General features: G+C 37.3%; 12 protein-coding genes and 3 pseudogenes. 3 read left to right on the top strand and 12 right to left on the bottom strand.

Translation table 11 applies throughout. The features are described 5' to 3' along the window. Window positions 1–83: 83 nt before the first annotated feature. A pseudogene (locus ACN6MY_RS18970) lies at window positions 84–317 on the top strand (AraC family transcriptional regulator); the annotation flags it as partial. Between the two features lie 139 nt (window positions 318–456). Here ACN6MY_RS18970 and ACN6MY_RS18975 read toward each other — a convergent pair. The 8 genes from ACN6MY_RS18975 to ACN6MY_RS19010 form a co-directional block, all read right to left on the bottom strand. Beyond that, window positions 457–1,257 (bottom strand): aminoglycoside adenylyltransferase domain-containing protein, encoded by an 801-nt coding sequence (locus tag ACN6MY_RS18975; RefSeq protein WP_419881570.1) that lies wholly within the window; start codon window positions 1,255–1,257, stop codon window positions 457–459. A gap of 25 nt (window positions 1,258–1,282) precedes the next feature. Further along, window positions 1,283–1,843: a maltose O-acetyltransferase gene (gene maa, locus ACN6MY_RS18980; protein ID WP_419881571.1), complete on the bottom strand. Its 561-nt coding sequence runs from the start codon at window positions 1,841–1,843 to the stop codon at window positions 1,283–1,285. Between the two features lie 33 nt (window positions 1,844–1,876). Further along, window positions 1,877–3,082: an MFS transporter gene (locus ACN6MY_RS18985; protein WP_419881572.1), complete on the bottom strand. Its 1,206-nt coding sequence runs from the start codon at window positions 3,080–3,082 to the stop codon at window positions 1,877–1,879. A gap of 17 nt (window positions 3,083–3,099) precedes the next feature. After that, entirely contained in the window at window positions 3,100–4,062 is a 963-nt protein-coding gene (locus ACN6MY_RS18990; protein WP_419884223.1) for an ROK family protein, read from the bottom strand. A 264-nt stretch (window positions 4,063–4,326) separates the two neighbouring features. Next, window positions 4,327–4,926, bottom strand: coding sequence for a hypothetical protein (locus ACN6MY_RS18995; RefSeq protein WP_419881573.1), 600 nt, complete (start codon window positions 4,924–4,926; stop codon window positions 4,327–4,329). A 54-nt stretch (window positions 4,927–4,980) separates the two neighbouring features. After that, the gene (locus ACN6MY_RS19000) at window positions 4,981–5,793 is read right to left on the bottom strand and encodes a hypothetical protein (protein WP_419881574.1); all 813 of its coding nucleotides are present in this window, start codon (window positions 5,791–5,793) and stop codon (window positions 4,981–4,983) included. Window positions 5,794–5,974: 181 nt separating this feature from the next. After that, window positions 5,975–6,502 (bottom strand): AAA family ATPase, encoded by a 528-nt coding sequence (locus tag ACN6MY_RS19005; RefSeq protein ID WP_419881575.1) that lies wholly within the window; start codon window positions 6,500–6,502, stop codon window positions 5,975–5,977. Window positions 6,503–6,827: 325 nt separating this feature from the next. Continuing rightward, window positions 6,828–6,992 carry a hypothetical protein gene (locus ACN6MY_RS19010; protein ID WP_419881576.1) on the bottom strand — a complete coding sequence of 55 codons (165 nt, stop codon included), beginning with the start codon at window positions 6,990–6,992 and terminating at the stop codon, window positions 6,828–6,830. Window positions 6,993–7,617: 625 nt separating this feature from the next. Here ACN6MY_RS19010 and ACN6MY_RS19015 point away from each other — a divergent pair. Further along, window positions 7,618–8,403 (top strand): GNAT family N-acetyltransferase, encoded by a 786-nt coding sequence (locus tag ACN6MY_RS19015; RefSeq protein WP_419881577.1) that lies wholly within the window; start codon window positions 7,618–7,620, stop codon window positions 8,401–8,403. 107 nt (window positions 8,404–8,510) lie between these two features. Continuing rightward, window positions 8,511–8,642: pseudogene (locus ACN6MY_RS19020) on the top strand (cytidine deaminase); the annotation flags it as partial. Window positions 8,643–8,862: 220 nt separating this feature from the next. Here ACN6MY_RS19020 and ACN6MY_RS19025 read toward each other — a convergent pair. The 4 genes and pseudogenes from ACN6MY_RS19025 to ACN6MY_RS19040 all read right to left on the bottom strand — a co-directional run bounded on the left by ACN6MY_RS19025 (window position 8,863) and on the right by ACN6MY_RS19040 (window position 11,338). Further along, the gene (locus tag ACN6MY_RS19025) at window positions 8,863–9,129 is read right to left on the bottom strand and encodes a hypothetical protein (RefSeq protein ID WP_419881578.1); all 267 of its coding nucleotides are present in this window, start codon (window positions 9,127–9,129) and stop codon (window positions 8,863–8,865) included. An 84-nt stretch (window positions 9,130–9,213) separates the two neighbouring features. Then, window positions 9,214–9,636, bottom strand: a complete 423-nt coding sequence (locus tag ACN6MY_RS19030) for an SMI1/KNR4 family protein (protein WP_419881579.1) — start codon at window positions 9,634–9,636, stop codon at window positions 9,214–9,216. Between the two features lie 104 nt (window positions 9,637–9,740). Next, window positions 9,741–10,451, bottom strand: a complete 711-nt coding sequence (locus ACN6MY_RS19035; RefSeq protein ID WP_419881580.1) for a VOC family protein — start codon at window positions 10,449–10,451, stop codon at window positions 9,741–9,743. A 115-nt stretch (window positions 10,452–10,566) separates the two neighbouring features. Further along, window positions 10,567–11,338 (bottom strand): annotated as a pseudogene (locus tag ACN6MY_RS19040) (Cof-type HAD-IIB family hydrolase). Window positions 11,339–11,990: the final 652 nt, after the last annotated feature.

The following is an 11,990-nucleotide window of genomic DNA, read 5'->3' on the forward strand; positions in this document are numbered from 1 at the left end:
CTCACAGAATTACAAAAAAAAACAAAAAAATGATCCTCAGAAAATATGATTAAATTACGAAAATATCTCACCAATGATTCAATAAGGAAGACAGCGGAATGGAGTTTAGAATTAAAAATGTAGAATTTGAAATGAAACTTTCAGGCAAAAGTAACATGGTAAAAACAAACAGGGCCTTTAAAAGTATTCCAGCGCTTTGGAGCAAGGCGAAAAAAGAAGGTTTTATGCAAGAATTAAAAGATATGTCCTGGGAGAATCCCAAATGTTCACTACAAGGAATTTTATGCGTATGCGGAAATGAAGCAGCTATTGAATAATGAATACAGCCATTACATCATAGAATGGCTTCTCACGCAATGAAATCTGAGGGCACCTTAGCACCATGTAATTGAGGATAACGAATTACTTAATGTACGCTGGTATTCTATAAATATATTCTTTGCATTAAAAGCTAATTTAATTTTTAAAGAGCCGATTGCACTCCTCTATTATATACTCCATATACCCCAGAGCATCTCTTCGCCTCTCAAAAATAGATTTGTAGGAGGATTTCTTGATGCCTTTCCTAAGCCTTAGTGATTCATGAATAATTTTATGCCACTTATCAGGCACAGTTTGCAGTGCATATTCACCCCCACCTGCCTTGGAGGTAATGTCGTGTTCTCTAAAAGTAAAATAAAGACGTGAAATTCCTAATACTCCCCATTCAATACAGCTCAGACTAGCTAGCGAATATATGTATCGGGCTGATGGGAATTTCCTGCACCCGCAAACCCAGTTCACCCAATAGGTGTTAAGGTTATTCCTCATATTTTTCAATAGTATATCCCAGTCTACCTCTAGTCCAGCTTGCTCCATGCTTGGCCCTTTTACAGCGATTCCGTATTTTTTCAATTGATAGGCATCAATTGAGTTTTTATCAAACATGATTTCACCATAAAACTTGCCTTCATTAAAGCGGAGTGCGGGAATTTCAGATTTGTCCCTGCAGCCAAGATCTTCCTGTATGACATACCATCCATCCAAAGGCGTTTTGGAATTAATTTTTTGCATAAGCTGATGAAGCCTTTTTAATAATTGAATATCTTCATCAGCTGCTTTTTTCTTGATAGCCGCAATGAAATCAATATCACTGCGGCCTTCCTGATACGCGCCGAGCGATGATGAGCCATAAAGATAGAAAGCCTCAAGATTATCTGGCATCTCTTTTTCAAGATTATCAAAATATGAATCCAGCAGATTGTTCACGCTGTCCATAGCCCCTACCCCCATCTATCAAGTTTTACAATTCAATTTCCTTAATGATTCTTGCAGGATTTCCTCCAACAACCACGTTATCCGGCACATCCTTTGTCACCACTGCTCCTGAAGCGATAACGGCATTATTCCCGATGGTTACGCCCGGGTTGATGACAGCTCTTCCGCCTATCCAGACGTTATTTCCGATAGTGACCGGCTTGCCATATTCTAAACCGGAATTCCGTTCTGCCGGGTTAAGGGGATGTGTGGCTGTGTAAATATGCACCCCTGGGGCAAGAAAACAATTGTCACCCATTTTGACTTCACATACATCCAGAATGACGCAATCAAAGTTTGCATAAAAATTTTCTCCGACAAAGATGTTATAGCCATAATCACACCGGAAATTCGGTTCTATGTATAAGCCATTGCCTGTGGAACCGAATAGCTCCTTCAATAATACTGTCCGTTTATCGATCTCCGTTTCCAGTGTTTCATTAAAAATCCTGACCTGGCGGCGGGCACTTACGCGGCCTTCTGCCAATTCAGGATCAGCGGGATTATACATTTCTCCAAGTATCATTTTCTCTTTTTCTGTTTTCATTGCACTCTCTCCTTAAAGGTTAGCAGGATCCATTCACCCTGCAATATTTTGCTGCACCCTGATTTTCATGATTTTATTAATTTTTTCAGATGTAAAAAGCATCCCAATCATGTAAGCGGCGGCAAGGAACGGAAATATGCCAATGGACGTATGTGAAGCAAGGATTCCGAGAAATGGCGGCAAAAAGGTCGTGCCCGTGTAGGCAGCCGCCATCTGAAAGCCAATGATGGACTGCGAATGATGCTTGCCAAACCGTATTGGCGTTTCATGAATCATGCATGGAAAAATAGGGGCCAAGCCGAGTCCCGCCAAAATCAGGCCAGGAAGTGACATAAAAGCGGGCAGAGGCAGAATCAGGATCACTGCGCCAATAAGCGCAATGATCTGCCCCGTCCGAATCAGCATTTTGCTGCTTACTTTTAGGGTAATGAACCCAGTGATAAGCCTTCCTATTGTAATTCCGGCATAATACAGCGATATCCACTGAGCTGCACCGGCTGCTGATATTCCTTTGCTTTGAACAAGAAAACTGCTCCCCCACAGACCGACCGTTGATTCGGCACCACAGTAAAAAAAGAATGAAACAAGCGCAAACTTGACTCCATTGATTGAAAGCGGTCTTGTTTTCCCATTTTCAGGGACGGCAGGCTCCATATGATTGGATGCTTCAGCTTTGCTTTCCGAAATTTTTGATACTCTCGACCACAACGGCAGCACTAATAAGAGGACAAACGCTAAGCTAAATTGCAAAATTGATATGGTAAAATAGCCAGCTCTCCATGATCCTTGAGCCGTAATGTAATGTGACATAATAATAGGCCCTGTGCTTGCCCCCACTCCCCAAAAACAATGCAGCCAGCTCATATGATGGGCTTTATAATGGAGGGCGACATAGTTGTTTAACACTGAGTCAATCGCACCTGCACCAAGGCCGAGCGGCACTGCAAAGAGAATAAGCCAGACGAGGGACGATGAATAGGAATAGCCTAGAAGAGCCGCCGCCGTCAATATCACACTGGCAAATGTAACGTTCCCGGTTCCTAAGCGTCTATACAGCCAGCCGCTGGCTAAACTTGAAACAATGGTGCCGGACGCAATCGCCATAAAAATATAACCGGCTGTATCAAGGGACTGCCCAAATTCCGGCTGCATCACAGGCCAGGCTGAACCCAGTAAAGAATCAGGAAGCCCGAGACTGATGAATGCCAGATAAATCGCTATCAATAATAATGTCGCCAATCATTCTCACTCCTTCTCTAGCTCCTCAGTATCCGTTTCAATGCAAGATATTGCAGCCCGTGAAGATAATCCTCGCGCCAGTCGCTTAATGCCAGATCAGGGAGATGCTCTGTTGGCACATATTTTGCACTTTCTTTTTTAAGGTTTTCAATTTGTGAAACATGGAATTCCTTGTTATTAAGAATAATTTCATGAGGGTTGATAATCGCCGCAAGTGACGCAATCAGCCTGCTGATGGCCTTCAAATTCACAATCCCTTTTCTGTCTTTTTCCTGCTGCATCGCCTGAAGGAAGTTGTGCTCATCATAAAGCGGGACAAATGAAACCTCTCCCGCAAAGAACGTGCTCCCCTGGACTACATTTCCGTTAACAAGCAAACCGGCGCCAGGACCATTTTTCCCAGTATAGATATAGGCAGCGGAATAATCAGGATCCTTTCCTGTTCGGTCATGATAACCAAGCACGGCCGCATTCATATCATTCTCCACAATTGCGGGAATGCCGAATCTCCCCTCAAAAATGCCCTGCAGATCCAGATTTTGAAATTCCTCATAATCAGGAATAAAAAAGATTCGCCCCTTCTCAACAGAACCCGGCACACCAAAAGCAGCTCCGCTGATTTTTGGAAACCTGGCCAGCACTTCTCCGATCCACGCCATTAAAGCACCTTTGCCATCTTGAAGAAAGCCTTTGCATGACCCATGCTCCTTTACTTCCCCGAGGCAATTAAATACCGTGTAAACCGTTTCATTTTTTTCTAAAAAAACAGACAGCCCAAGCATGTAATCCGGATTATACACATAACGCTGTGCCCGCCTTCCCCCGCTGGATTCATCAAGGCCTGCAGCAAACACCTCTCCGCTCTTTTCCATACGTGAAATCATCTTGCTCACCGTAGGAAAACTAATGCCTGCCCTATCGCAAAGAGTTGCCTTCGTAGCACTGCCCATCTGCAAAAGAGCAACCCGGATACCATGCATAATCTGTAATTCCCTTTCCTTTGAAGAAGACCATTTCTCGCCCAATACACTCACCCGCTTAAAAAAATGCACATTGATTATGAAACCGATAACCACTTATTAAACGCGTTTAATAAGTACCCGGAAAGTATATCATAAATCCTGATTTTTTTGAAAATTTTTTAATCCTATTATTGGAGGTTCACCCTTCACTTTGCCGTCCTTTGATAGTCCGACCCTCTACGTTAGCTTCCGGTGGAACGTTCAAAGGCTTCATGTCCATTATTATTTAGTCGAAACTAGTTTACTGCGCATTAACGACTTGATATTCTCTTCTTCGCCGGCCCAAGATAGATATTCTTCTAGCAATCCCAATCCTTTTTCAATATTACCAAGCTTTGCTTCAATAAATGCTTGTACATACATTGGGCTTGGATAACGAAAGAATATATCTTCTTCCTTTAGTTGCGTATATACAATGTTTCGCAGTTCCTCAAGAGAAGGGACTTTTTTAAACCAAACTTCGATATTATTCATGTCCCTCATTATCGCCTTCGTAATGGAGTGCTTCACATTATCATTAGTCCACTGTGAAATCTCCTGCCCACCACAGACCCATACATGTTTCTTGACACTTTTTTCTGTTTTAAAGTATCTAAGTTTGTTTCCAGACTTAAGCGGAACGAAATCAAGGCAAACCCCATATGATAACCAGCCTATACCGCCTTTTGACGGGCCATAGGAAACAACTTTTCTCATGGATTTATTGTTTTCACCAATCCAAAAATAATCCCCTCTCCACTTTAACCCTAATGGCGTGAGAAAGGGGGTAACAACCTCATTTAGCAACTCTTTTAACTTTTCACCTTGTATTAAATCATTCATAACTTACCTCCCGCTTAACTTTATCGGTTAAATCAATAACTCCTTCCAAAACAATCATTTTTTTAAACACTCTTCTTCAGGCTTCATATTCACCTGTTCCCAATTCTCATCGCCGCTCTTGCGAAATTGAGCAATTTCTAAATCAGTACCATTCGTTAAGGTGAAAAATATAAAAGAATAATCGGCACCATCTTTACCATGAAAAGATATCGTCTTTACATAATCCTTTTTTACTGCAGGATATCTCTTCTCAATTAGCTTGCACCAGCTTCCATACTTCACATCAACAATACTTTCCGCGTCTTGATCCCAGCCGTGGTAAGGTGCACACAGGAAATCCTCCGCAGTCTGATTGATATCTGAAATTCGATACCCGTTTTTTTGGGATGCAAGCTGTATAAATCCGTAATAATATCCAAAGTATTCAGCGCTTTTATTCTCAATTGCTTCAATCGTCTCCAATTCGTAAAAAAACCTGATTTTCTTTTTCATATCCGGCACCCGGCAAAGCTTGATTAAAGTTGTGTGACCCCTCCCGGCAAAAGAGTGCAAATATTCTTCATAACTGATCTTCTGTTGATAGCCCTCCGATAGAAAATTGTAGGCAATCGGAAAAGGGACCTTTGCATCCCCAATGCTTCCGCAGCTCCTCACACCGATGTTTTCCGCTTCACGAAGGATGCTGAAATAGTTAAGAAGCGTGTCTTCAGGCGTATTGGCCAATTCAGCAGGAATCACAATTTCATTAGGCTTTTTATTAAAATAAGGCTGAAAAAAATCAAACGATGCAACCCTTAAATTTAAGGCGGGCGAACATGATGGACGGAAATATTTTTGATAATAAGCAGATTGGCTGATATTATTCACTTTCTTCACCTCACCTACAGAATATGGGCAACGGTAAGATACGTGAAAATACATTGGCTAATTATTCTAAAACCCAAGGACTGGTTTATATATGATAAGCAGGATATTAGAGCAGATTTTTTTAGTTGTTCAACTCTCCCAAGAACAAGTTAATGCTCTATGTACTAGTTTGCTCAACAAATTAGCTAATTCTATAATTTTGATTGCTTAAAATTTGTTCTATTATAAACTCAATTGTTTTTTCGCTCGTATCCAAGATATATCTATCGTCAAGCCCTGACCTCATAAATTCATTCATTAGAACGGAACAACGTTCACCCATCCTATCTTCTGAATTTCTTAGTTGATCTCTCTTTAGCAATGTATCTTTATCACTCCATAGAACTGCATAATATACAGAAACATCCATACTATTTAAGTTCTCTTTTAACCATTTGACCTCTGTTGGAAAGGTGACATAATCAATAACTACATCATTATTAAAATCAAGGAAATTTTGTGTAAGGCTTAAAATATTTGTCCAAATTAAAGAAGTTTCCCATTTGCTTTCCCAAGGTATTTCACGTCCGTTTATGTGCATATGACTTACGTAATCTCCTGAAATATAAGCGCTTTGATTTAATTTCCTCACGAGTTTTTTTGAGACAGTTGATTTACCAACCCCTGCTGGTCCAGATATGATGTAAACTTTTTTTGATTTATTACTCATTTGGAATTCCTCCCCTATTGATCCAAAGTCAACTGAACAGTAAAGTATAATAGAAAAATAAATAATGTTTATACAGGACAATTTACTGCTCCGAGGGTCTTTTTTTTATTATTTTGCTGCCAACCATATGATTAATAAAATAATAGCAATGCTGCCCCAAAAGATTGTTTGTTTATTTTTCAGCTCAGCACCTCCCCTTAATAGGCTTTAGTTTCCGGACTAAATAAAAAAAACGGGTAAACCCGCGGAATTTTGAACCAACCGAAGAATTCATTCCGATGTTAAAAAGCGCTAAAAAACCCTTTATGGTCTCTACGAGTACAAGTTATTTTTTAAGTTCATTAACTCGAGATGCAATAATATTTAGACTTTCTTGAATTTCCTGTAACACGTCAATTTGACTTGCAGTTTTCCAGGCAATAATGGCTAAACTTATTGCCATTACAATTAAACTGGCAGCCTTGATGTATTCCAATATGTCTTTTTTCATTTACATATCTCCTTTTTATGGGAAGACTTCATCAAGATTCACCATTCCATTAACTTTGCAAAACCTAATTCTGCTTTCAAAATCCCCTGTCTCACCTCCCTGCAGTTTCTGCCTTTATTTCAATCTACTCAATGGAACTTTTTCTTACTCAAAAAGCACTCCATATAAAAATTCCTATTTGAAATATTCTCTTTTAAAAAAACAAATTCCTCCTTCAACAAACTGCTTCATTAATTCTCCAAATAAAATAGCCGCCTAGAAAGACAGCAGTATCTCAAGCCTTCTTATAGTCAAGTCCCGTACAAACATTATGCCATAGACAGAATGAGAGATACCCTGATCGGTTTATTGGTTACAGGAATCATTCAGTTGATATGGTTCCGTCTAATTTTAAGGAGTACACGAAAAATTCCTAATTTCAAGTAGAAGCTTTTATTGAATCCAGTGGTGAGGGCTTTACCTTGATTCAATATCTTTATCTTTTGATTAAAGGTTCATTATAAAAAAAGAATAGAAATTACTCATTAATGTTAACCCGGCAGATTAGCGGACCAAGGAACCGGAAAACAATATGGTATAATTTAGTTAATATTTAATAAATTCAAGAAATTATAGGAGTATTTATATGACCAGTCCGCAAGATCTTTTAGTGCTTGATATATCGTACTACGAAACCTTTACTAACCGAATCGATACCGCGTGGGGTACAATGTTTTGTAATGAAAACCAGCCAAATTGGTATGACTCAAATCATGCACATATAATTAATGCGTGCCTAGATCCACAGTCAGTAATACATGAAGTAATCAGTTATTATCAATCTCGAAAAATCATACCAAGATTCTATATATATAACTTAGACATCCAGCAAGATCTGCTCTCGGAATTAAAAAACAGGAATTTCGGCTACGAAGAATTAATTAGCCCCGTTCAATTATGGAATAACCGAGTGATTGACATTGATAATAACAGCAGAGTTACTATTGAAAAAGTAACAAAAGAAAATTACCAGGAAGCATTGAATATAGAGGGCAGCATTAAGGAATTTGGTGGAAAAGAAGCAATTGAAAAGGTTTATGAAGATCAATTTAATCATCATTCCTTCACACATTATCTTCTTCGGTACAATGGAATAGCCTGTTCCACCGCCTGTATTTTTGTAGATGGAAACCAGGCTCGCATGGAAAGCGTAGCTACAATTGAAGCATTCAGAGGAAAAGGCTTAATCGGTGAAATGATTCAGTTTATACAAAAAGAAGTGCTAAATAGAGACATAAAAAAGCTATGGGTTTTTCCAATAAATGAATCAGTAGAAAAAGTATATCAAAAATATGGTTTTCAAACAGTAGATAAACTTATACAAGGACATGCATTTTTGAGTGGAAAAAGCATCAAAGAAATCCGGGAATAGGATAAAGAACGGCTTTTAACTCTTATTGAGCTACGATGGAAGGACCATAACTTCAAATAAATTGTATATTTGAAGAAAAATAAAGGTAGGAGTATTGAACAAAAGTTATATATCAAGCAGCGAAAGAACTTATTGAAAAAAGATACCCTACTGGCTGGGGTGGAGCAGCAGCAATGCACACTAACAATGGAGAAATATTAACAAGTGTATCTCCAGAGGTCATAAATGCTTCAACAGAGGCTCCCATATTTTATCTATTGGGCTTCTGCTGATGCTTCTACAGCTCCTTAATCCGTTGTATTCGGTATACGATGAAATTATTCTTGATGTTAAATCAGTTGGGATGATTATATTGACCCTTACTTGTCTTAAAATCCAACTTATGGTTAAATTTAACATGTTGGTTGAATATGCTAAAAAAAGCGACGTGGCTATACACGTTGCTTTTTTTGAAGCTTATTAAGGCTGATTCCAAAAAAGTGTAGAAACAGCAGGTACAACGACAGACAACAAAAGAATAAGTAAATTGCCAGTGAAACCAATAAATTTAAGAGCACCTTTATTACTTATAAGCGCTGCCAATAAACCAATGATCGGAAGGATTATACAAATCGCTATCATTACTGGGCCTGGAAATGGATCACCACTAGCAGTAAATAAAGATGAAGCTGTCACTATAACTGAAACTATAAAAGCAACAACAGATATAAGACCTGATTTTTTCATAATTGCACCATTCCTTTTATGTCAAATATTAACATATTCGTCAAAATAAATAAGGGATTTTTCAACAAACAAGATATATCCTAATTAGTCCTCATCTAATCCTTTAGAACACGAAATAATAAATTCTCTTAGGTTTGGAGCTAATTCTTCAAATTCTCTTGTTTCGTGATACCAAATATAAACTTTGATATCAACTGTCTTATCTGTAACCCGATAACATAACTTATCTCCTGTTCCATCTTCACCAATGGATATCAGCTCATTTGCCATTCCTTCATCTCTTACTTCTTTATTTTGCCTTACTATGTCATCCCAAGTTCTCTTTACATTTTTCGGGTCTTTGATAGGGAAAAGCGTCCATTCACCAATTTCGGCATTGTTAGATAGCTTGAAAAGTTCCTTGTATTGTTTTGGCAAGGCTACATTTAATTCTTTTTCTGCTAAATTTATATCGGAATCAGTAACTCCTGGTTTTTTTGAATCAATTAAGTCGATTATGTCATTCATTCACAAAACTCCCCCTCCTACTTTTAGCCAAATTAACATCCGGTTGCTCAAATGCACACGTTACTTCTTTTGAATTCTACTGAAAATTAGTATTCTAACAGATATTACGTTTCAGAAAATAACTCTCTCTTCTCCCCATCCTGATATATCTGAAATTCATAATCGGAATTGATAATGATTTTATTGTTATTTATGAATGTAATCTCAAGAGGAAATATAGCAGATATTTTATCGGAAAAGATCCATCTTCTCCCCGGCTGAGCTAATATAATAAATATTCCGCTGCTTCTTTCTCCCATAAAATTAAGCGATGTTCTGCTAATTGCATCATTGTCACGCTCGGTCAAACCAATTTCATTTAATTTTTCACTTACACTTATAGTGTCCTTTACGACTAAACCTATTTCACTTATGTTTAAAATACTTTTAACAGAAAAAGGCTCATTACTATTTTCAGCAATTTCATACCTTGAAATAAATTCTACTATATTCCCAGAAGGATCATAGAAATAAAGAGCATGGGCAGGAAAATGAGCAAAATGTACTTCATCTAATCCATCTTCAACAAGTAAGCATACTCTTTCTTTTGCCCATGATTTTGCTTCATTAAATTTGTTAGCTGGTATGTTAAAAGCAAAGTGATAATAGGGGCTATCTGCTGCTTCTTTTGTTGTAAACTCAAATTCACCAGTACCAACAGCAAATCGAAAGCTATTTTTATCCTCATTAATTAGGGAAAAACCCAATGTATTAATATAGAAATTTTTCATTTCCATTAAACTGTTTGTCTGTAAAACCATCGATTTAATTTCCATTGATAATAACACCTTCCCTGTATATCTAATTATGTAGTAAGTCCATTTCTTAAACATATCCTTATTCTGGTTATTGCCAGAAACACTAATTATATCTCTCACAGCCTTAAACTATTTAAAGAATGCCGTACTTTTTTAATGCATAATGAATACCATCTTCACTGGACTTTTTCGTAACAAAATCCGCAGCATTTTTTAATTTTTCACTTCCGTTACCCATCGCTATACCTAGACCTGCGAGTTCCAGCATATCAATATCATTTTCACCATCTCCAAAGGCAATTGCTTCTGATTTATTGATATTAAAAAATTCCAAAGTTTTTATGATTGCCAGAGATTTTGAAACATCATCCTGTAAAACATTTAAGACATACGGGTGCCATCGTCTAAACGTTAGAAGCGGAAACCTTTGTATGTACTTCTCAACGGTTTCATCATTTGCAAATAAACATAATAAAAATACTTCTTCACTGGGAGTTTGAAGATGGGTTTTAGGATACTCATTGAGACAAAGTTTCCTTTAAAGCAGTTAAGATTTTCTGCTCTGTTACACCATTCATACTAAATTCTTCTGTATAGAATGACAAACCGTTATTTTCTAATTCCGCAAATTCCATAACTTCTTTAATTATACCTTTATCCATTGGTACTTTATGAATAACTTCCTGTAAGTGTTTCACGTACCCGCCATTTGCTGTTATAAAGGTTTCTATACCTAATTCCTTCAGTTCCTTACACATTGAAAGTGGTCTTCCTGTTGCTGCCACAACCTTTATCCCTTTTCTTTTCAACTCTTCTATTGCTTTAACTGTAGAGATAGGAATACTGCCATCTTCGTGATTTGTAATAGTCCCATCAACATCGAAAAACACAATACGATAACTCATTATTATCCCCCTGAATAGCTTCAATAAACCATACAATTTTTTTTATATTCGCATTCAAACAGGCATCCATTTTTACCCTTTCAACTTTCTTTTGTCTTCCACATATACAAATTATAGATAAGTGAAATAGCAAAAATAACAAGGATAAATAATACAAAAAGTGATTTTCCTAGCATACTTAAGTCTATGAAATGATAAATAATGATAACTGCCAAAACTATTATAGGAGAACTTATTAATGTTCTAATCACCTTCCTCCTATAAGATAAGCCAAAGTAATTTAATTGAAAACCTTTATCCACTTTTGATTTGCTTTTATAAACAACCGAGAAAATGATCACTACAAGCAGGGAACTCATAACGGGAATCTAAAAAGTTATCACAAGCAATCCTTCATGAATAAAAAATGAATACGATAATATTGCCTAATTATACTTTACCATTAAATCCCATAATTTTCTGTATTAATGTATAAATCAATACCAGTCTTACTCTATTATGTGAACGGGTCCGTTAGTCGAAGAAGATTTAACATAGTGAATAAGCGGCCATTTTTAAATTTTATTACACTTTTAAATAATAGAAGTTACGGATTACCCCTCAATTTTATGTCCTTTACCCATTCCTTGATATCGATTTTTCTCCAGAACAA

This window comes from Peribacillus sp. B-H-3 (genome assembly GCF_048572925.1).
Classification (GTDB): domain Bacteria; phylum Bacillota; class Bacilli; order Bacillales; family DSM-1321; genus Peribacillus.

What these genes read in the sequence shown, in the direction of transcription:
- ACN6MY_RS19010 (WP_419881576.1), bottom strand. Translation starts at nt 6,992, where the DNA reads ATGAAAAAAGACATATTGGAATACATCAAGGCTGCCAGTTTAATTGTA.
- ACN6MY_RS19035 (WP_419881580.1), bottom strand. Translation starts at nt 10,451, where the DNA reads ATGGAAATTAAATCGATGGTTTTACAGACAAACAGTTTAATGGAAATG.
- maa (WP_419881571.1), bottom strand. Translation starts at nt 1,843, where the DNA reads ATGAAAACAGAAAAAGAGAAAATGATACTTGGAGAAATGTATAATCCC.
- ACN6MY_RS19015 (WP_419881577.1), top strand. Translation starts at nt 7,618, where the DNA reads ATGACCAGTCCGCAAGATCTTTTAGTGCTTGATATATCGTACTACGAA.
- ACN6MY_RS18990 (WP_419884223.1), bottom strand. Translation starts at nt 4,062, where the DNA reads ATGCATGGTATCCGGGTTGCTCTTTTGCAGATGGGCAGTGCTACGAAG.
- ACN6MY_RS19025 (WP_419881578.1), bottom strand. Translation starts at nt 9,129, where the DNA reads ATGAAAAAATCAGGTCTTATATCTGTTGTTGCTTTTATAGTTTCAGTT.
- ACN6MY_RS18975 (WP_419881570.1), bottom strand. Translation starts at nt 1,257, where the DNA reads ATGGACAGCGTGAACAATCTGCTGGATTCATATTTTGATAATCTTGAA.
- ACN6MY_RS19030 (WP_419881579.1), bottom strand. Translation starts at nt 9,636, where the DNA reads ATGAATGACATAATCGACTTAATTGATTCAAAAAAACCAGGAGTTACT.
- ACN6MY_RS18995 (WP_419881573.1), bottom strand. Translation starts at nt 4,926, where the DNA reads ATGAATGATTTAATACAAGGTGAAAAGTTAAAAGAGTTGCTAAATGAG.
- ACN6MY_RS19005 (WP_419881575.1), bottom strand. Translation starts at nt 6,502, where the DNA reads ATGAGTAATAAATCAAAAAAAGTTTACATCATATCTGGACCAGCAGGG.